Origin of the sequence: Streptomyces viridochromogenes (assembly GCF_001270495.1) — a bacterium.
In the GTDB taxonomy this organism is placed as follows: domain Bacteria; phylum Actinomycetota; class Actinomycetes; order Streptomycetales; family Streptomycetaceae; genus Streptomyces; species Streptomyces viridochromogenes_A.
Genome location: NZ_LGUR01000209.1, coordinates 65,232 through 85,139, shown reverse-complemented (window position 1 = coordinate 85,139; position 19,908 = coordinate 65,232). Strand labels below are relative to the sequence as shown.

Genomic DNA, 19,908 nt, shown 5'->3' with positions numbered 1-19,908 from the left:
GTCAAACTCCCCGTTTTTCTCCCCAGGCCAACACATGGAGCCTGGTGGAGAGATTCCAGTTGCGCCGCACGACCTCGTCCGAGAGGTCTCCCAGATGGCGGCTGATGTCAGTGACGTTCTTGCCTTCCGGCATGATCCAGACGGGACCGATGCCGAGGTTCCGCGTCAGCTCGGCGACCTCGTCGAGGTCGTCGTGTGACCTGCACACGAACTTGAAGGCGACCGCAGGTGTGGTCGCGAGCTTGCGCAGCGCGGCAGGCTTGATTCTGCGGTGCTCGGGGTCCCCGGCGTGCGAGAGCTTCGGGGAGACGTTGAAGCGGACGCCGAGGTCGATCAGTTCGTCGTCCGGTACGACGGTTCCGTTGGTCTCCACCTCGACGGAGATGCCGCGGTTGCGCAGTTCACGCACCAGGGGCAGGATCCGCCGCTGCTGCTTCAGTGGTTCTCCCCCGCTGATGACGATGAGGTCCACGTCCATCGCCAGCAGGTCATGGAGCACGTCGGCCGGCCCCCGCGAGGTGAGTTCGACCCGGGGGTCGTAGGCCCGGCCCTCGTCACTGACGCCCTTCCAGTCCCACGTGTAGGGGGTGTCGCACCAGTGACAGGAGAGGTTGCACCCGCCCAGGCGGAGGAACCCGCATCGCTGTCCCGCTGAGGGGCCTTCGCCCTGCACCGTGGGACCGAAGATCTCGTTGACGACGATCTTCGCCGCGTCCGCGAAGAGTTCGGCCTCTTCCGCCGGTTCGGCAGATTCTCCTGGCTCTGCTATCTCTGCTGTTTCTTCGAGAGTGTCGATGACAACGCTCCGTTCAGGCCCTTACGGACGGAATTCGGCCCAGGTCTTGGGTGTTTCGGAGACGCGGACGGCGGAAAGCTCGGGGATGCGCTCGGACCAGATCTGGTGGATCCAGTGCGCCATGTTCTCCGCCGACGGGTTGCGGTCGGGGATCACCTCGTTCAGGTGACGGTGGTCGAGCTCCGCGTCGATCCACTTCTTGAAGTCGCCGAGCTCGCCGTAGTCGCGTACGAACCCGGGCTCGGTGAGCTGGTCGTCACCGCAGCGCAGCTCCAGCTGCACCGTGTAGTTGTGCCCGTGCAGCCGGGCGCACTGATGGTCCTCCGGGAGGTGGCCGAGCCGGTGGCTGGCCGAGAACTGGAAGTCCTTGGTGATGGTGAACATGGGTCAGGAACTCCTGTACTGGGTGGGATCCGACACATCGGATTTCTGGAAGGCCAGCTGCCGGTCCTGGCAGGCGGCGCACAGCCCGCACTGCAGGTCGTAGTTGTTGAAGCAGCTCCAGGTCTCCTGCCACGGCACCCCGAGCCGCTCCCCGAGGTTGATGACCTCGTGCTTCGGCATGTCGATGAAGGGCGCCACGACCTCCAGGCCCTCGGGTGCGTACCCGGCCGTGGCCACCCGCTCCATCGTGTTGAAGGCGTCGATGAAGGCACGCGAGCAGTCGGGCGCGGTCGCGTCGTCGCCGGCCACGGTGCCGATGGCGACCTTGTCGGCCTTTTCGGCCGCCGCCCGTCCGAAGGCGACGGACAGCAGAATGACGTTGCGGTTCGGTACGACGTTGACACTGCCGGGTGCCGTGTAGTGCTGGTCGGGGACGTCGACCCTGCTGTCGGTCAGCGAGTAGCCGGGCAGCATGGTGGCGATGTTGCGCAGGTCGACCACCTCGTAGTCGGCGCTCAGCCGGTCAGCCGTGCGCTGCGCGAACTCATGTTCCTTGCGGTGCCGCTGGCCGTAGTCGATGGACAGCATCAGCAGGTCGTTTCCCTGGTCCACCAACTCGTGGGCCAGGACGACGGAGTCGAGTCCGCCGGAGACGATGGCGACTATCCGTGCCATGGGGACACACCTAGCTCTCTTGTCCGGCGAGTTCGATCACCGCGATGTCGCGGATCTCGTCGAGGGTTCGGATGACGTCGTTCCGCGTGGCGCCGGACACCCAGACGCCGAGCGGAATGGTCTTGGTGTTGCGGGTCACGGGGACCTGGTCGCCCGGCTGGTAGGTGACGAGCAACTTGTCCACGCCGGGAAGCGCCTCGATGACGTCCAGGCCGTGGATGGCCACGAGCGTTCCGGGCCGTTCCTCGTTGCAGATGGCGCTGGCTCCGCACACCGCGTGGAAGGTCGGGGCGTCTTTCAGCAGCCTGGGCTCGGAGCCGTCGTCCAGATAGAAGTCGAGCGCGTCGTGGAAGGGCCGGATGTCACTGTTCTGGGTCCACTGGTCGGTGATGGGGCCGCCGGGCAGCCGGGCACCGGTCTCGATCAGGTAGATGCCGTCGGCCGCGCACTTCACCTCGGTGTGGCTCGGGCCGCTGCGGATGTCCAGTGAGTCCAGCACGGTCGCGACGAACTCCGCCACCGGCTGCCAGTCGGCGTCGTCCGGGTCCAGCTGGACCGAGCCCCAGTACGGCAGGTCGTAGTCCGCGTCGTCGGGCCTGCGGTACTCCCACATGTCCACGACGCGGTGCTGACCGCCGAAGCTGAAGCAGTTGACGGCGATCTCGCGGCCCCGGACGTATCGCTCGACCAGCCACTCGGTGACCTCCCAGCCGAACAGGTCGCGCCGCTCCTGGTCCTCCAGGTGCCGGGCGGCCTCCGCGTCCGGCAGCAGGGTGACTCCGTGCGATCCGGCACCGGTGGTCGGCTTGAGGATCGCGGGGAAACCCGTCTTCTCGGCCGCGGCCGGAACCTCGTCGAGACTGTGCACCAGGTGGAACTCCGGCACCCGCACGCCCGCGGCCTGGGTGACCCGGCGCATCTCGGCCTTGTTGCGGCGGGCGCGGGCCAGCCGGGTCCCGTTGCCGGGCAGGCCGAGTTGCTCGGCCACCTGCTCGGCCAGGTGGACCGCCGACTCCATGGCCGGCACGACACCGCGGATCCGGTAGGGCTGTTCGGCCAACCGGGCCAGGACATCGGCGGCCTCGGACGCGTACACGGTCGCGTCGTCGCCGTCGGCGTGCGAGGGCCAGCGCTCCCGCAGTTCGGTCGGCTCCACCGTGTAGACGGAGACGATGGCCAGGCCGCGGTCGCGCACGGCCGGCTTGTAGTTCGCGCCGGTCTTCACCGGGTCCAGCAGGAGAACGGCGTCTTGTGTCAGTGATTCCATGGCTCGCCTGTGGGTTGGGAACGGATGGGGCGCATCACACGACGGGCGGCGCGTCGTCCAGCGGGGTGCCCGCGAGCTGGACGTGCTTCTCGGCTACGGCCCTGGCCTCGTCGCAGGCCTCGGGCGTCTGCGCCACGGTGATGACGACGGCGTAGCGGCCGCGCACGTGCTCGCGCGGCGGGATTCGCAGCGTCCGGCCCGGGCCGACCAGCGGAATGATCCGGTGCACCTCGGCCGGCAAGCCGCCCTCGGTGACCTCCAGCGTGTCGACCACGAGGTCGGTGACGGGGTAGAGGAAGTCGATCTGCGCGGTCCGCTCGGGGAGCTCGTCGAGCGTCGGGCAGATGCCCTCGGCGAGCCGGGCGGCCACCGTGCCGTAGTCGACCCCGGTGGCCAGCTGGGCGGTGTAGGGAATGAGGTCGCCACCCAGCCGGGCGTTCACCTCGATGACCTTCGGTCCCGTGGAGGTCAGCCTGATCTCCGTGTGGGTCATGAGAGTGGACAGCCCGAGCGCGCTGTGGGCGGCCTGGAGCACCCGTACGATCTCCGGGTCCTCAAGGAGCGGGTCGCGGGCGCTGACGACGTGTCCGACCTCTTCGAAGTAGGGAGCGAACCCGGTCTTCTTGCGCGCGACGAACAGCGGATACACCGTGCCGTCGTGACAGGCCGCGTCGATGCTGATCTCCGGCCCGTCCGCGAACGACTCGATGAGGACACCGTCCTCCAGGCGCGGCAGTTCGGAGAATTCCGCGCTGCGCGTCGACGCGTAGGCGGTCGGCAGCGCCTCGGGGTCCTCGACCAGCGCGACACCCATACTGCCCGCCAGCGCACGTGGTTTGACCACCACCGGATACCCGATGGAGGCGGCCCGCGCCGCGGCCTCCTCGACGGAGGACACCGCGTACGAACGCGGCTGGGGGACCTCGGCGGCGGCGAACTTCTGCCGGGTGAGGGCCTTGTCGCGGCACGCTACGACCGCTTCGGCGCCGCCGCTCGGCAGGCCGAGCGCCTCGGCCACCGCCGCTGCGACCGGCACCCGGATCTCGTCGTACGACAACACCCCGCGGATGCCCAGCCGTTCGTTCAGCTCGACCGCCGCCCGGATGGTCGCGGCTGCGTCGAGCGTGTCCACCCGAGTACTGCCGACGAGATACGGAGATTCCCAGGTTGCCTCACCGGCCGAGAAGAGCCATACATCACAGGATTCGGATATCGAGCGCAGAAGATATTCCCGCCAAATCAGCGAACCGCTACCGATGACCAGAATTGGAGATTTCTTTGCCGATCCTTGGGTAATCGCTGCCATGCGGGCCTCCCATGAAACAGGGCAAGGCCATCACATCCCCCTCCCCCGTTGCCTTCTTGTCCCGGTGATCACCGGTACCCGGAAAGCAGAACACGAATTTTCTGAGGGCGGCAAGGAATTTGAGCTTCGCTTGAGGTGCACGGGCGCCAGAACCAGCCACCCGGACCATGGAGTCGGACATCTCCGCCCCTTCCATGGTGAAGAGTTGCACCACAACCGGCCTCGCGGGACGCCGGTGCGAAGAGTGGCATGATTTCGACACGGCGGAATTCAGCATTCCGGGAATCACGTGGCCGAAAAACACCGTGGACCGACCGCCGAACGTCACACGGCCGCAACAGATGGGGGTCAACTCGGCAGCCGAAGGCGTTTAAGAGTTCCCCTTTGGGGATGATTCATCACTTCTGCACACCTCTGTGAGCAGGCATTGACGCTGCTCGCAGGCCATGAGGGTGACGATGGGAACCGGACGCGGGTTCAGATATTGTTCACAATTCAATAAGTCCTGACTGCGCCCTCGACGAGCCGGACGAAAGCCACAGACCTTCGCTTACGGAACACGGCCGCCGACCGCTCGCCGGCTTCTCCGGTTACGGGCAATCAGACAAAAGGCGAACTGGAGAAGCCGGTCGAGGGCCAGGAGTCCGCCACAATGCCGCAACGCCGATTTGGCGATACCGCGACCGGTCACGGTCTCGTCGGTGTTGCCCATGCCTCAATAATCGTTGGCAAAAGCAAACTCATGCCCGGTTTTCCCACCCGTCGACGATCCGCGCACGCGGATCGTCCGGGCATCGGTCACCCGACAGGAATGTCGTGTTCCATTTTCCGGGACTTGGCCAATGTGACCTGGCTCTGCCGCCTGGTAATCGCGGCGAACAGGCCGTGAACACGGCGTGGCCGGGCCTGGGGCGTGTTTCGAATGCACGGGTCGCGTCACGCCACGGCGGTCCCCTCCAACTCGACCATCTGGCCCGGGATCGCCAGCCGTGTCACCCCGAGCATCGTGGTGGTCGGCGCCACCCCGGCGGCACCCAACCGCGACGCCAGCACACCGTAGTGCGGGAAAAGCAGATCGACGTCGGTGGTGTAGACGTTGAGCCGGACGAGGTTCGCGAGGGACATGCCGGCCTCACCGAGCACGGCCTCCAGGTTGTCGAGGCTCAGCGCCAGCTGTGCGGCCATATCACCGTCATGCTGGGGCTTGCCGTCGCCGCTCGTCGCGGTCTGCCCGGAGCAGTACAGGGTCCGGGTGTGCCCGGAGACGATCTCACCCTGGTTGAATCCCAGCTCCGTCGACCACGTCACCGGGTTGACCGCCGTTCGTTCCACTGCCACATCAGCTCCATTCGATTCGTCGACCTCGGTGCTGACGAGCCTTCCAACAAATCACGACATCCTTGGTCACGTATTCGATAACGTGCCCGTATGCGTGCCGATCGGCTGGTCTCGCTGGTGCTGCTGCTTCGTCAGCGCGGTCGGCTGACCGCGGACACGCTGGCCCGCGAGCTGGAGGTGTCCACCCGTACCGTGCTGCGCGACATCGAGGCGCTGTCCGCGGCCGGTGTCCCGGTCTACGCCGAACGCGGCCGACACGGCGGGTTCGCGTTGCTGCCCGGTTTCCGGACCGAGCTCACCGGGCTGAACCACGACGAGGCCCTTGCCTTGCTGACCGCCGGATCGGGGCGCGGCGAGCGGGTGTTCGGCCTCGGCTCGGCGCTCGCGTCGGCCATGCGCAAGGTGGTCGACGCGCTGCCCGAAAGCCATCGGGCCACCGCGAGCGACGCGGCCGAACGATTTCTCGTCGAGCCGGAGACCGACCTGCTCTCACGCCGGCCGGTCACCGAGCAGGTGCCCGACACCACGATGATCGAGATCCGGCGCGCGGTGCTCGCCGGACACAAACTGCGCATCCACTACGCGGCCGCGGACCAGACGCCACAGTGGCGCACGGTGGACCCGATCGGCCTGGTCACCGTACGCGACCGCGGCTACCTGCTGGCCACGAGATCCGGCGCGGACCGCACCTACCGGCTGTCGCGGGTGTCGGCCGCGGAGCAGCTCCCCGAACCGGCACAGCGACCGGACCGGGTCGATCTGGACCGGGTCTGGCGGGAGCGCTGCGCGCGGTTTCTGTCCAGCGACCATGTCGCCGTGCTGATACGGGTGGACCCGGAGCGACGGGAGGACCTGCTGAGCACCGCGGTCGCCGTCCGCGCCGCGGAACCCGACGCGGACGGATGGCTGCGACTGGAGGCGACGTTCCAGGATCTACGGCACGCCGAGTGGGCGCTGTGGCAGCTCGGCACGGACGCGGAAGCCTTGGCCCCGGCGTCGTTGCGCACCTCCCTGCGCGACCGCGCCGGCGCGATGGCCGCCCGCTACGGAGACTCCTCCTGAGAGTTGGTCAGGCCCGCCTACCTCGAAGCCGGGGCGTGCACCTCGATACGGGCGCCGGGGCTGAACTTCGCCAAGGTCTCGGCCAGTTCGGCGGCCGCCGTCTCCAGGTCGGCGACCGGCATCGGCGCCAGGCTCTCCAACAGGAAGATGCCGGACGTCGTCTCCTCGGTGAGGCGTGTGCGCGGGCCCTGGCGCCAGTTCCAGCGGCGGCAGGTCACGCCGGCGTCGTCGCACCACACCACCTCGCCCGGGTCGGGGTGCTCGACGGTCTTCTCACCGCCGGTCACGGTCACGAACTCCTCGTCGCCCTTGGCGCGCAGCAGCCGCATCCCGCCCTGGATGCGGTCGATGTCCTCGCCGCCCACCGGGATCAGGTGGGCCACGCTGATGGCGTTGTAGAGGTCCACCAACAGGTTGATGCGGGGCAGACCGGCGTCGGACAGCGCCCGCTTGGCCAGCGCCTCGGCCGAGTTGCGGGTGCGCGAGGGCTTGGAACCGAAGGCTGTGTACGTCTCCCGCCAGGCGACCATGTGCGGGTCCTCGTGCGGTGCACGTCCGTCCAGCCTTGCGGCGAGGCGGCGAGCCGCGTCGTCGAGGTACGCGGAACTTTCCTCGGTGCTGGGCCCGTTGACGAGGTCGTACGCCTCGATCAGGACATGGGTGAAGCCGGGGGCGAGGGTGCGAACCTCGTCGGACACGGTGAGCGTGAACGTCATCTGCATCGCCTCAGGAGGTGCGGGGAGCCTTTTCACAGGTGCGACCGGCCTGGGACGGTTGTCACGGCGCGGGGACGGCCGCGACGGATCACCCTACAGGACAGGGCAGTTCTGCTCGCCGGCTGCAGGATCCCCAGCTGCACACGGCCGCGCATCACGGCGCCGAACGGTCGCGCCGGAGACGGAGCCGATCCTTCCGGGGCGTACGATGACTGGCCCTACGCGAGGGGGAAGCCGTGGACCGAGGACATGTCGGCGCGCTGGTCCAGTCCGCTGCCGACGGCGACGCGGTGGCCTGGAAGGCACTCGTGGAAGAGCTGAGCCCACTGGTGTGGTCCGTCGTGCGCGCACACCGGCTCTCCGACGCCGACGCCCCGACGCCGACGCCCACGAGGTGTACCAGACCGTCTGGTTCCGCTTCGCCCAGCATCTCGGGCGGATCCGCGAACCCGAGAAGGCCGGGTCCTGGCTGGCGAGCACCGCGCGGCACGAATGCCTGAAGGTACTCAAGAGCCTGAGGCGGCTCACCCTGACCAACGATCCTCAGCTGCTCGACGGGGTCAGCGAGGAGCGTACGCCCGAACAGTCCGTCCTGGACTCCGAGGAAGCCGCCGCCCAGTCCGAGCGGATCCGCCGGCTGTGGCAGGAGTTCGAGACACTCGGCGAGAGATGCAGGCAGTTGCTGCGCGTCCTGATGGCCTCGCCGCCCCCCAGCTACCAAGAGGTGTCCGCCGCACTGGGCATCGCCGTGGGCAGCATCGGGCCGCTGCGGCAACGCTGTCTGCGCCGGCTGCGGGCCCGACTCGACGCGCGGACGGGCAGCGTGGCCAGTCGCAGCGACAGCGCTGGTGTCGCCGGGTATCCCGGGCAGTCCGGGCTTCGGGGGGACTCCACCGTCGATGACAGCAGCAGCGACCTTCCCCACACCGCGCCCACGCAGCCCGCGCTCCCCGAAGACATCGCGGACCGGGATGCCGATACCGGCGCCCTCGGCGTCTTCGATCCCGGTGCCGGGGACACCTCCGGCCCTCCCGACGGCCTGGGGGTCGGACCGCCGGAGCCCTTCGAACCTCGCCGCCTGACCGTTGAACTCGCCGAGCAGGCCCCGCCGGGCCGCGAGGTTCCCCTGCAAGTGCAGGTCACCCGGGATTCCGGCGACGTCGGCGTGCGGCTGCGGGCGTTCCACATCCCGGTGGACGGCGCCCTGCTGACGATTGCCGTGCACGCGCCCGGCCTTCTCGCGCTCGGCGATCTGCAGCAGGAGCTCGTCGTCCGCCCCGGGCGCGATTCCGATGTGCTGCGGTTCGGCCTGCGGACCACGACGACCGGGCTGCACACCGTCACGGTACGGGCGTTCCGCGCGGGTACCTTCCTCGGTGAACTCCGCACGCAGATCTCCGTACAGGAGGACGTGCCGGCACGCGACGGCCCCACACGGAGTACCGCGCTGACGACCTTGGCCTTCGACCCCGGGGAAGTGACGCTTCAGGTGCTCAAGGGGGCCGATGGCGCCTACAGTTTCCAACTGCTCAGCGAGACGACGTACGCCCCGGAGTCCTTCCGGCTCCTGGCCGGGGATCCGCACAGCGTACGAGAACGCATCTACGACGAGCTCCGGCGTACGGCCGCGAGTGCCGACCCCGGTGGGAGCGGTGACCGGGAACAGGCACAAAAGCGCCTGCGCAATCTGGGGGTGCAGTTGTGGGCCACCGCCGTACCCGACGCCGTACGGCGACAGTTCTGGGAGGAAGCCGGTCGGGTCACCGCGCTGACGGTGCTCGGTGAACACGACATCGTGCCCTGGGAGTTGCTCTATCCGCTGGACGGACAGCAGGAGGGCGAAGGGTTTCTCGCCGAGTGGCTGCCCGTGGTCCGCAGGGTCTTCGGGCAGGACCGGGTGCGCACGCTGTCACTGGGGCGCGCGGCGTTCGTCGTGCCGCCCGGTTCGCCGCCCGAGGCGGACCAGGAGATCGCTGCCCTGCGCGCCCGGCTGGGCGCGGCGGTGACCGACGGCGGAACGCTCACCCACCGTGCCTCCGTGAGCGACCTGATCGACGCGGGGTTCACCGGGCTCCTGCACTTCGCCTGCCACAACACCTTCACCAGTGCCGGCTCCCATGTCGCCATGCCCGACGGGCCGTTCGACCCGATCGACCTCGCCTACGCCACCCAGTCCGGTGCCCTGCGGGCCACCCACCCCCTCGTGTTCTTCAACGCGTGTCGCAGCGCCGGGGAGATCAAGTGGTTCTCCACCACCTTGGGTTGGGCTCCCCAGTTCCTGCGGGCCGGGGCGGGCGCCTTCGTCGGCACGCTGTGGCCCGTGCGCTCCGACTCCGCGCTGCGTTTCGCCGACCACTTCTACGACCACTTCGTCACCCAGGGCAGAACCCTGGGCCAGGCTTCGCTGGACGCCCGCCGGGCCATACGGCATCAGGGCGGGGACCCCAGCTGGCTGGCGTACGCCGTGTACGGCAGCCCGGCGGCACGCGCCGCTCCCTGACCGACGGCACGCAGGTCCTGGCGTTCTAGTCGGTGTCGGCCGGGAGGTCTGCCATTGCCTCCGCGATGGCTGTGGCGACGTCCGGCAGATCCCAGTAGGCGGAGTGGGTCCACAGCCCGGTGGTCGCGGCATGCGGGACGGGCCGGTCGGCCGGGCTGCTGCCGTCGTCGAGGCGGAAGACCTGCGAAGCGGCGAAGGCCAGCATGTCGAGTGGTTCCCAGAGATTGGTCCAGCGGCCGAGCGAGGCGGGGAGCTGGACCGGTGTCTGTCCGGAGTAGGGCAGGAGCTGCCCACCGCGTGGGTCACAGACGTGGAAGAAGGCCGACTGAGATCCGAAGGTGACCAACTGCTCGGTCCAGAGAGGCTCCTGTGCGGTCGCCATGTCCACCGCGATGACGCCACCCAGGCTGTGCGCGACCACCCTCACGGGACGCTCCGGACTGCGACCGAGCCGCGGGTCGACCTCGTCGATCCGGGCCCGGACACGGGCGTGGATCGCGTCGCGATGCCGCTGGTAGACCAGCACATCGCCGAGGAAACGAGTCGTGCCGGGCCCGAAGCGCGTGCGTACGGCGTCGTTGACGCGCCCGGCTACGGCACCGATCGCCGCACCCGCGATCCGGTCGAAGTCCTGGAGCCGCCGCCGGACCAACGCGCGCAGTCGGCCGGGCTCGCCGGCAGGGGCACCACGCAGACCGTCGTACCCGTACGCGTCGTTCGCGAGGGTGTCCGTGTCCAGCAGGGTCTGAGCCAGGGCTCGGCCGGTCTCGGCCAGCAGAGCGGGGTCGCCGGTCCGGCTGAGCCAGCGGGTGTCCGGCCACTCCGTGGCGAGGCAGGCCATGATGTCGTCGGGTGTCGGGCCGCCCGCTCCAGGGGCGCCCCGCAGCGGACCGGGGTCGGACTCCAGCTCGTTACGCAGAGCGGTGTCGACGATCTCCAACTGGTCGGCGAGGTACGGCTGGTCGGCGAAGAGGTAGGACGGAGCGGCGCTCGGTGCTTCGTCACGCAGCACGCTGCCGGGCCCGCCGGCCGGCCGGGGTGCCGTGTCCCGGGTGGGGAGGGCGGCGGTGATGAAGCGGTCCTCCGCGCCGAGGTCGCCCCAGTACACCGGAAGCATGTCGACTCCCGTCGCGGCCTGGAGGGCGGTCACAGCGGCGGTGAAGCCGTCGAGGTCGCGGTTGGCGACACCGTGGATGACGAAGACCGGGTTCTTCACGTGCGGACTCCTCTGTGTAAAGGGTGCGTGCGGTCGCGGCGGGGCCGGCGTACCCGGCGTGCGAGCCATGTCGGATCATCACCGCCGGGCGGAGTTCGAATCGTCTGCCGAGCCGGGAGTTGCGAGGGCGGCGCGGGCGGCGGGGCTTCCGTAGAGGGCGTAGGCGAGCCAGGTGGGGTCGCCACCGTGGTTGCGGATGGCTTGCCTGGCCTTCATCGACGCCTCCCCCAACGGGAGCCCGTCAGTGACCAGGTGGGTGTAGAAGGCGTCCGCATAGGCCAGTGCCGAATCCGAACGCACCGGCCACAGGGTTCCGATGAACGCGCCCGCGCCCGCTTCGAGGAACTGCGGGGCCCACCCCAGGGAGGCGGCGTACCAGTCGATCTGGCCGGCGCTGCGGCACGCGTTGAAGAAGACCAGCGGGCGCGTGTCGCCCAAGGCGCGGGACCCCTGCGCGGTCGCGAGGTCGATCGGGTCGAAGGGCCCGTCCGCCATGGTGACCTGGGAACCGGCCTCCGTGAACGCGTTGTGGCAGGCGAAGTGCAGCAGTCCACCCAGCCCCTCGTCGAGGCGGCTCTGGATCTCCGCACCCCGCGTCAGGACGCCTCCGTCGCCCATCACCGGGCCGAACCGGGCGCGCAGAGCGGTGACCTCCAGGTCCGCTTCGGGCGGCGACCCGGGTGGTACGACGAAAGTGGCCTGGGGCAGGAGGAGTTGCCGTACCCGCTCTTGCCCGAAGACGCGACGGACCACGGGGAGCCATTCGGCGAGAAAGCCGTCGCCCTGCTGCGTTCCGTCGAGCGGGTACAGCAGTTCCCACGGCACCACGTCGTGCTCGCCGAGCACGGTGAAGGCGCGGATCTTGTCGGTTTCCCGCCAGAACTGTCCCCGCACCGCGTCGGGCACAGCGGCCCGCCAGAGGGCCACGCCCAGGTTCTGCAGACGTCTGCGCACCTGGCGGGCATCCGTCCCGGCACCGGCCGCGGCCGCGATGCGGCGCAGCTCACGGTAGATGTTCTCCGTGGCCTGCCGGGGGTCGCCGGCCTTCAGCTGGAACGCCGGCGCGTAACTGGTCTCGCTGAGCAGCTGGAAGGTGTAGCCGTCGGCAGCCTTGAGCACCTGGAGCGTCACCTCGCCCGGGTCGAAGGCGAGCGAGTCGAGCGGCGCGGTGCGCGGCGCTCCGTCACGGGCGGGTACGTCCGCCTGGACCGAGATCTCCAGCCGCAGTTCCCCGAGGAAGGACCCCCCGCGGAACGCGCGCACCGTGACCGTGTGCGCTCCGGGCCGGTCGGTACGCAGGCCGAAGCGCAGCACATCGGAGTCCCGCCCCGGCTCGACCCACAGCTCCTGTTGCAGGTCGCCCAGGGCCAGAAGCCCCGGAGCGTGCACCGTGATCAACAGCCGGGCGCCCTCAGCGGGCAGCTCGAACGGCCGCAGGACCACACCCTCCTGGCCGCCGCCGCGGGTGACCTGGACGTGCAGCGGCACCTCGCGGCCCGGCGACGCCTGCTCGGCGAGTTCCGCTCTCAGCCGACGCTGCTCGGGGTGGTCGACCTCCTTGCCGTTGAGGGGGCCTTGGGATGTCCCACCGTTGAAGTCGCTGTGGTCGGTGTGGTCGCTGTGGTCACCTGTCCGGGACGTCGCAGGGGAGGACCGTATGTTGTCCGTCGGCGTGGCGTGTCCGAGGGACGGCACGGGGCGGGCCCGCCGGTCGTTCCCGGTGGTCGCAGCACCCCGCGGATACGCATGCTCCCAGGCCGTCGCTCTCACCTCGGCGAGGTGGTTCTGCAATGCGAGGTGTCGGAAACGGTAGAAGGGGCCCGACCGACTCAGCACGCCCAGGTGGCAGGCGTGGGTCAAGAACAGCTGGAGCCGCAAGGGCACTTGCCCGCGCAGCGCCAGGTACAGGCGGGCGACGGTGTAGTTCGCCCAGGTGGAACCGCTGAGCACGACTGCGGCGCCGAAGGTCCAAGCCACCGCGAGGACATCGGCAGGTGCGGGTGCCCATGGAATCGCCGCGCTGTCGAGCAGTGGCCAGGACAGCGCACCGAGCAGAGCGAGTCCGGTCGTCTTCACGACCGTGACCCGTCGGGCGGCGTTCAGGGAGGAGCGGGGGCTCGTGACGTCGTGCACCGCGGCGACGCGTCTCAGGTCCCGTAACAGCGGTACGACCAGGAGCAGGCAGATGCCGAGCACCAGGGGGGTTCGCAGGGCCGCGAACCACAGTACGGCCAACAGAATCGCCTGAGTCGAGACGTGCACGGTGGCCTCGACCGCCCTCGAAGGTCCCGTCCGCGCGCCCCGGGCGGCGTCGGGGACGCCTGGAGGCGTCGGGCGGCCCGCGGTCAGGTGAGCCGCCAGGGCAACGGTCCCGGCGATCAGCAGACCGGTCGTGGCGCCGTAGCCCAAGTCCTCCGGACTCGTCCGCCCCGTCGCCATGAAGAGCAGCGGGAGCACGGCGGCAGCGACCGCGCCGCCGCACAACGACGTCAACACCATCAGGCGCACCGGTCGGCGCCGCCACCGCATCCTCCCCGACAGACGGTCACGGACGGCGATGAGTGTCGCGGTGGCCATGGCACCGGCGATGGTCTCGCCGGCCGCCGCCAGGGACGTCGGCAACCCGGGATCGTGGGCGACGAGTGCGGCCAGGGGCAGATGGAGCAGGGCCGCGGCGAGCGTCCAGATCAGGACACGGCTCCATGTGCGGGTCAGCCCCGCCACGTCGAGGTGCAGCTTCCACCAGGCCAGTACGGACGTTTCACCGCGGGCCACGGAGCGGGCGAGGAACGACAGGTACCGACGCGCCTTGACCGGATCCCACCCATGGCCGCGCCGGGGCTGACGCTCGCGCTGGAGCGACGCCGACATGACCCGGTCCAGAAGATGTTCCCCGATGTCCGCCGGCGTGCGGAAGCGGCTCATGTCCACGAGGTCGCGGAGGTCGGCGTCCCCACCGGCATAGGCGGAGCGGACCAGAACCACACCCAGCGGTCGGGCCAGTACGCGGGCGAGGGCACTGTCCGGGTACCGAGCGAGGAAGTCCGCCAGATGGAACCACCGGTCCCGCGGGGGTGCTGTGCCGTGGCTCAGATGGCCGAGGGCGTCACCTGGATCGATGGGGCCCGGTTCGACCACCGTCACTGTGCCGGACATGTGCGCGATCCACGAGAAGGGCATGCTCCGGCAGGTCAGCACCAGCGGCGCCGCGGCGGGGTAGTCACGCATCAGTGCGTCAAGGAATGCCTCGCGAACCTGGACGGGCAGGTCGTCCAGACCGTCCAGCACGGGCAGCATCCGGCCGTCGGCGATGAGGTCCGCCGCCCTTGCCCGATCAGCGGGTGTGTCGGAGAGTCCGTCGCAGATCCCTGCGATCTGTCGTTGCAGCCACTCCGTCAGTCCCGCTTCCCGTGGGTCGTAGGAGGTGAGTTGCATCAGCACCGGAACCGGGTCATCGCCGGTGCGCGATCGCAGCAGTTCGAGCGTGAGCAGCACGACGAGGGTGCTCTTGCCTGCCCCGGGCGGGCCGGTGACGATCAGGCGTTGTGCCGGTAACGCACGGAACGCGGCGGCCATCTCCTCATGACGGCTGGTCCTGAACAGGACGGCGTCGCCTTCGGGTTGACGGGGCGAGCAGCCGTCGGGCCTGGCGGTGACGACCCAGTCGACGGGCAGCAGCCCGGACTCCTCGAGCCCCGCCTCGCGGACCTCGGACTCACAGCGCAACCGCACCGAACGGTCCAGGTGATCCGTGAGCGTGTCCACGGCCTGACGGCCGGTCACCTCCGCGAAACGGGAAGAGTCCCCCACCAGGAGAAGAGCCAGCACACCGATCGCTGACAACGCGAAGCCGATGCCGGCGACAGAGGTTCCTGCCACGACCCACAGGAACATCCCGACAGGCGCAGCCGACAGCACTGCACGCACGGCGGCCCCACCGAGGCCCTGCCGCCGCGGACCGGTTGTGCCGACGCCTCTCGAACCCGGGTGAACCTCTCCCCGACCGCGCTCAGCGTTCACTGCCCATGTCCTATCCGGTCCGGTCGTCCGCCCCTGAAGCTCACTGTGGCAGGAACCGGCTGGCGGGGAGCGCTCTTCGGCACCGCACGGCATCGAAAGACGGAATCAGGTCAGGCCCGCAGTGGCCGGTCACGCGTCCCCGTACGCCTCTCCCCCGAGCTCGAACCCCGCCGAACCGGCCGTCGCGTCCGCGAGCCAGGCCCGGAACGCCTCCACGTCGGCGTCCGGCAGGCCGATCTCGATGGTGACCGCCTCGCCGTACCGCACGTCCCGCACCTCGCGCCCGGTCGACCTGAGGTCGTTCTGGACCTTGCCGGCGCGCTGGTGGTCGACGGTCACCGTGGCCAGCCGGAAGCGGCGTCGCGTGAGTGTGCCGAGCGCGTCCAGCGCCTCGCCGACCGCTCCGCCGTAGGCCCGGATGAGCCCGCCCGCGCCGAGCTTGACGCCGCCGTAGTAGCGGGTGACGACGGCGACGACGTACCGCATGTCGCGGCGCAGCAGCATCTGGAGCATGGGGACGCCGGCCGTGCCGCCCGGTTCGCCGTCGTCGCTGGCCTTCTGGATCGCGGCGCCGGCGCCGATGACGTAGGCCCAGCAGTTGTGGCTGGCGTCCGCGTGCTCCTTGCGGACGGCGGCGATGAAGTCCTGGGCCTCCTGTTCGGTGGCCGCCGGGGCGAGCGCGCAGAGGAAGCGTGAGCGGTTGACCTCGGTCTCGTGCACGCCCGCGTGGGCGACTGTGCGGTACTCGTCCTGCATCGGGCCAGCCTATGTCGACGTACCGAGGAGGCTCGCCCCGAGACCCCGGCCCGTGGCCGGGCTCACCGCTCGCACCGCCTTCGCCGCTCTCACCTCACCGTTTCTTGCCCCGCGCCACCAGCACGCCCGTCAGCAGCGCCGTGCCGGGCGCGAGGGCCTGCCAGGTGGTGCCGTGCCAGGCCAGTACGGCGATCGCCGAGGTCGGGAACTTCGTACGGACCTCGTCCAGCGCGTCGTCGAGGCCGTCCCCGGCGAGTTCGAGGACGAGCTCCTCCAGGCCGGGGTTGTGCCCCACCAGGAGCAACGTCCGGACCCCGGCGGGCACCTCGTGCACGACGGCCAGCAGTTCGGACACGTCCGCCGCGTACAGTCGCGGATCATGGCGTACCGGCGGCGGTGTGCCCCACTGGGCGGCGGCCAGTTCCCAGGTCTCACGCGCGCGTACGGCGGTCGAGCACAGGGCGAGGTCCGGCAGACAGTCGTTCTCCGCGAGCATCCGGCCCGCGACGGGGGCGTCCCGGTGGCCGCGCGGGCCGAGCGGGCGTTCGTGGTCGTCGACGCCCTCCGGCCAGGCGGACTTGGCGTGCCGCAGGACGACCAGGCGGCGCAACGGGCCCGCACCCGTGTGCGCGGTCATGCCGGGGTTCCCAGGTCGTGGGCGAGGTCGAGGCCGAGGAGCCGGTCGGCGTAGGCGTACGTCTCGAACCGGGCGCCGTCCGGCAGGTCCGGCGCGGTCTCCACCCAGCGCAGGACCCCGAGGACCCCGGGTACGTCGAGGTCGTCCTCCCACGCGGTACGGAGCTCCGCCCGCACCTCGTCGGGGATGGGCCGCGAGGGCCGCTGCGCCCAGGCGGCGACGGCACGGCGCCAGCGCACGAGGGTGTCATGGGCGTCGGCGAGTGCGCCCACGTCGAGCTGCACGGGCACGCTTCTGCGCCGGGACAGCAGCGCGAGACGCAGGGCGGCGGGGTCGGCCTCCTCCGGGGGCGCGTCCGCGTGCACGGGCGCTACGGCGACCCGTACGCCGTCGGGTTCCGCGCCGCCCTCGCGTACGACATGGAGGACCTGCGCCTCGCCGAGCCCCGACGCGGCGTCCCGGCCGTCCTCGAAGGGCCGGACGCCGAGCGCCGCGGCGCCCGCCCGGAGCTCTGCCTGCTGCCGCTCCTCGTCGAGCAGCGCCCAGACCGGCGTACCGCCGAGTTCCAGCGCGCGGACGAGGAGGTCGGAGACGAGCAGCACCCGCAGGGCGGTGACGTCGAAGCCCTCGGTATGCGCCTCGACGCGGGTCAGGCCCCGGCGGGCGGGCGCGGCGTCGACGGGCTTGCCGGTTCGGTCGTCGATGATGCGCAGCACGGAGCGAGCGTAGGCGGACGCGCGGCCGTCCGCAGCCATCCGGCCCGCTTTCCGGTCAGCGTGGCGGGAGCCGGGGCCGCCGGGAGTTCCCTGGTCACCCATGGCCGTACGGTCCCTTCACGCGCGCGACACGCACGTCGTACCCGGGCATCGCCACCCCCTGCCGTGCGGACTGCCCGAACGGTACTGCGCCGCGGCCCGCCCGGACAGGAGTTCGGGCCCGGCTTGCGAGAACGGGAATCCTCGGGGGTCATGGGCCGTTGTGGGTCGTGGGAGCAGCTGGACGGCAGCTGTGGGCAGCACAGGGAGGCCGGCGGTGTACGGCGACGAGACAGCGGTCCGCAGGATCCTCACCGAACTGGGCGACACCTGGGCCGTCGTGGGTCTGTCGTCGAACCGGCGGCGGGCGGCGTACGGCGTCGCCGAGGTCCTCCAGCGCTACGGCAAGCGCATCGTGCCGGTCCACCCGAAGGCGGAGACGGTCCACGGCGAACCGGGTTATGCCTCCCTGGCGGACATCCCCTTCGACGTGGACGTGGTCGACGTCTTCGTGAACAGCGACCTCGCAGGCCCGGTCGTCGACGAGGCGCTCGCCAAGGGCGCCAAGGCGGTCTGGTTCCAGCTGGGCGTCATCGACGAGGCGGCGTACGACCGCGCCCGCGCGGCGGGCCTGGAGATGGTCATGGACCGCTGCCCGGCGATCGAGATACCGCGCCTGGGCTAGGCCCCGGCTCCACACGGTCCACCACGTGCACAGGGTCCACCACGTCCGGCTGGGCCCCTTCCGCGGGCGCACCCTGAGCGGCCGGCCCCGGAAGCCTCCCCTCCTCGCCTGCCGCCCCCATAATGCTCGGGTGACTTCCACCTCCCCCCACCCCAACTCCCGCTCCTCGCAGCGCTTTCCGGTCGTCATCGTGGGCGCCGGACCGGCCGGCCTGACCGTCGGCAACATCCTGCGGGCGGCGTCCGTCGACTGTCTGGTCCTGGAGACCGAGACCCGGCAGTTCATCGAGCAGCGGCCGCGGGCCGGGGTCCTGGAGGAGTGGGGCGTACGCGGGCTCCAGCGGCGGGGCCTCGCGGACACCTTGCTGGAGCGGGCCCAGCGGCACACGGAGTGCGAGTTCCGGTTCGCCGGGGAGCGCTACCGGTTCGAGTACGCGCAGCTCACGGGCGTTCATCACTGGGTCTACCCACAGCAGTTGCTGGTGACGGACCTGGTGCGGGAGTACGCGGACGTGCGCGGCGGCGCCATACGCTTCGGCGTGCGGGACGTGGAGCTGCACGACCTCGACTCCGACCGTCCCTCGGTGTCGTACACCTGCCCGGAAACGGGGCAACGGGAGGTCGTGCGCTGCGACTTCGTCGCCGGCTGCGACGGGGCGCGCGGGGTGACGCGCACCGCGCTGCCCGCCGACCGCGCCCACATCTCCCGCAGTGACTACGGCATCGGCTGGCTGGCGCTGCTCGCCGAGGCACCGCCGTCCTCCGACTGCGTCCTGTTCGGCATGCATCCGAACGGGTTCGCCGGGCACATGCCGCGCAGCGCCGAGGTGACCCGCTACTACCTGGAGTGCCCGCCCGGCGACGACCCGGAGAACTGGTCGCACGACAGGGTCTGGGCGGAGCTACAGCAGCGGCTCGGGGCGAACGGCGTACCGCGGCTGACCGAGGGACGACTGATCGAGAAGCGTGTCCTCGACATGCACAACTACGTCGTCGAACCCATGGTGTTCGGCCGCCTCTTCCTGGCCGGCGACGCCGCCCACCTCACCGCCCCCATCGCCGCCAAGGGCATGAACCTCGCCCTGCACGACGCCTTCCTGCTCGGCGACGGGCTGATCGCGTACCTCACGAAGGGCGACAGCACCGGCCTGGACGGCTACTCGGCGGCCTGCCTGGGCCGGGTGTGGGACTACCAGGAGTTCTCCCACTGGCTCTCCGAGGTCTACCACGGCACGTCCTCGGGCGACCCGTACCGTGCCGGCACCACTCTCGCCCGCCTCCGCCGTATCTTCGGCTCCCCGACGGCGGCGATCGCCTTCGCGGAGCAGTACCTGGGCAAGAACGCCGACTACTGACCGCGCCCGACCGCCCACCGCGTCTGCCGTCAGTCGTCAGTCGTGCAGCGGCCGGTCGCTGAGCCGGTGGTCCGCCACGTTCAGCGCCTCGTCGACGAGGCGGCGCAGATGGCCGTCGCGCAGGGAGTAGACCACCCGGCGGCCCTCCTTGCGCGTGGTCACCAGGCCAGCGAGGCGCAGTCGGGCCAGATGCTGGCTGACGGCGGGCCGGGCCGCGCCGCACGCCTCCGTGAGCGTCGTGACGTCGGCCTCTTTCGTCGTGAGGGCATGCAGCAGCGTGAGACGGGTGCGGTCGCCGAGCAGGGCGAGGACCTCGGCGGCGAGCGCGAACTGTTCCTCGCCCGGGGTGCGCGGATGCGCATCGTGCGCAGTTGATAGGTGCATGCGTGCGCTCATACGCACATAATGGCGCCATGGACGGGCACACGTCCACTCCCGCGC

18 protein-coding genes and 1 pseudogene are annotated in these 19,908 nt (G+C 70.3%); 5 read left to right on the top strand and 14 right to left on the bottom strand.

Features of this window, described 5'->3' with window-relative positions:
- Window position 1 precedes the first annotated feature (1 nt).
- The 7 genes from ADK36_RS26980 to ADK36_RS26955 form a co-directional block, all read right to left on the bottom strand.
- The gene (locus ADK36_RS26980; RefSeq protein ID WP_078916454.1) at window positions 2-673 is read right to left on the bottom strand and encodes a 7-carboxy-7-deazaguanine synthase QueE; all 672 of its coding nucleotides are present in this window, start codon (window positions 671-673) and stop codon (window positions 2-4) included.
- Window positions 674-817: 144 nt separating this feature from the next.
- Complete coding sequence (locus ADK36_RS26975; RefSeq protein ID WP_030050379.1) at window positions 818-1,180, bottom strand: 6-pyruvoyl trahydropterin synthase family protein; 363 nt, start codon at window positions 1,178-1,180, stop codon at window positions 818-820.
- Between the two features lie 3 nt (window positions 1,181-1,183).
- Window positions 1,184-1,855: a 7-cyano-7-deazaguanine synthase gene (locus ADK36_RS26970; RefSeq protein ID WP_048584117.1), complete on the bottom strand. Its 672-nt coding sequence runs from the start codon at window positions 1,853-1,855 to the stop codon at window positions 1,184-1,186.
- A 10-nt stretch (window positions 1,856-1,865) separates the two neighbouring features.
- Window positions 1,866-3,122, bottom strand: coding sequence for an ATP-grasp domain-containing protein (locus ADK36_RS26965; protein WP_048584116.1), 1,257 nt, complete (start codon window positions 3,120-3,122; stop codon window positions 1,866-1,868).
- A gap of 34 nt (window positions 3,123-3,156) precedes the next feature.
- On the bottom strand, window positions 3,157-4,254 hold the full coding sequence (locus ADK36_RS26960) for an ATP-grasp domain-containing protein (RefSeq protein ID WP_234329889.1): 1,098 nt from the start codon (window positions 4,252-4,254) through the stop codon (window positions 3,157-3,159).
- A gap of 118 nt (window positions 4,255-4,372) precedes the next feature.
- On the bottom strand, window positions 4,373-4,609 hold the full coding sequence (locus tag ADK36_RS49630; protein WP_199830256.1) for a hypothetical protein: 237 nt from the start codon (window positions 4,607-4,609) through the stop codon (window positions 4,373-4,375).
- 755 nt (window positions 4,610-5,364) lie between these two features.
- Window positions 5,365-5,760: a RidA family protein gene (locus ADK36_RS26955; protein ID WP_048584115.1), complete on the bottom strand. Its 396-nt coding sequence runs from the start codon at window positions 5,758-5,760 to the stop codon at window positions 5,365-5,367.
- 96 nt (window positions 5,761-5,856) lie between these two features.
- On the opposite strand from ADK36_RS26955, the gene ADK36_RS26950 reads away from it, so the two are divergent.
- Window positions 5,857-6,828: a helix-turn-helix transcriptional regulator gene (locus ADK36_RS26950; RefSeq protein ID WP_048584114.1), complete on the top strand. Its 972-nt coding sequence runs from the start codon at window positions 5,857-5,859 to the stop codon at window positions 6,826-6,828.
- Between the two features lie 17 nt (window positions 6,829-6,845).
- Here the strand turns inward: ADK36_RS26950 and ADK36_RS26945 are convergent, their stop codons facing one another.
- Window positions 6,846-7,544, bottom strand: coding sequence for a B3/B4 domain-containing protein (locus ADK36_RS26945; RefSeq protein ID WP_053199390.1), 699 nt, complete (start codon window positions 7,542-7,544; stop codon window positions 6,846-6,848).
- Window positions 7,545-7,780: 236 nt separating this feature from the next.
- On the opposite strand from ADK36_RS26945, the pseudogene ADK36_RS26940 reads away from it, so the two are divergent.
- Both ADK36_RS26940 and ADK36_RS50470 read left to right on the top strand, forming a co-directional pair.
- A pseudogene (locus ADK36_RS26940) lies at window positions 7,781-8,358 on the top strand (RNA polymerase sigma factor); the annotation flags it as partial.
- Window positions 8,359-8,367: 9 nt separating this feature from the next.
- A complete protein-coding gene (locus ADK36_RS50470) occupies window positions 8,368-10,044 on the top strand; it encodes a CHAT domain-containing protein (protein ID WP_234329890.1) in 1,677 nt (558 codons plus the stop codon).
- A gap of 25 nt (window positions 10,045-10,069) precedes the next feature.
- On the opposite strand, the gene ADK36_RS26935 is transcribed toward ADK36_RS50470, so the two are convergent.
- From ADK36_RS26935 to ADK36_RS26915, 5 genes are all read right to left on the bottom strand, one after another.
- Window positions 10,070-11,260, bottom strand: a complete 1,191-nt coding sequence (locus ADK36_RS26935) for a hypothetical protein (protein ID WP_048584113.1) — start codon at window positions 11,258-11,260, stop codon at window positions 10,070-10,072.
- A 78-nt stretch (window positions 11,261-11,338) separates the two neighbouring features.
- A complete protein-coding gene (locus ADK36_RS26930) occupies window positions 11,339-15,139 on the bottom strand; it encodes a CHAT domain-containing protein (RefSeq protein WP_159029232.1) in 3,801 nt (1,266 codons plus the stop codon).
- Window positions 15,140-15,409: 270 nt separating this feature from the next.
- Window positions 15,410-16,036, bottom strand: coding sequence for a YigZ family protein (locus ADK36_RS26925; protein WP_048584111.1), 627 nt, complete (start codon window positions 16,034-16,036; stop codon window positions 15,410-15,412).
- 94 nt (window positions 16,037-16,130) lie between these two features.
- Window positions 16,131-16,673: a SixA phosphatase family protein gene (locus ADK36_RS26920; RefSeq protein WP_048584110.1), complete on the bottom strand. Its 543-nt coding sequence runs from the start codon at window positions 16,671-16,673 to the stop codon at window positions 16,131-16,133.
- Window positions 16,670-17,428, bottom strand: a complete 759-nt coding sequence (locus ADK36_RS26915) for a hypothetical protein (RefSeq protein WP_048584109.1) — start codon at window positions 17,426-17,428, stop codon at window positions 16,670-16,672. Before ADK36_RS26915 ends, ADK36_RS26920 begins: the two co-directional genes overlap by 4 nt.
- Window positions 17,429-17,705: 277 nt before the next feature.
- Here ADK36_RS26915 and ADK36_RS26910 point away from each other — a divergent pair, with 277 nt between their 5' ends.
- Both ADK36_RS26910 and ADK36_RS26905 read left to right on the top strand, forming a co-directional pair.
- A complete protein-coding gene (locus ADK36_RS26910) occupies window positions 17,706-18,113 on the top strand; it encodes a CoA-binding protein (RefSeq protein ID WP_048584108.1) in 408 nt (135 codons plus the stop codon).
- A gap of 130 nt (window positions 18,114-18,243) precedes the next feature.
- A complete protein-coding gene (locus tag ADK36_RS26905) occupies window positions 18,244-19,467 on the top strand; it encodes a 4-hydroxybenzoate 3-monooxygenase (protein ID WP_053199376.1) in 1,224 nt (407 codons plus the stop codon).
- 36 nt (window positions 19,468-19,503) lie between these two features.
- On the opposite strand, the gene ADK36_RS26900 is transcribed toward ADK36_RS26905, so the two are convergent.
- Window positions 19,504-19,863, bottom strand: a complete 360-nt coding sequence (locus ADK36_RS26900) for an ArsR/SmtB family transcription factor (protein ID WP_048584106.1) — start codon at window positions 19,861-19,863, stop codon at window positions 19,504-19,506.
- Window positions 19,864-19,908 lie beyond the last annotated feature (45 nt).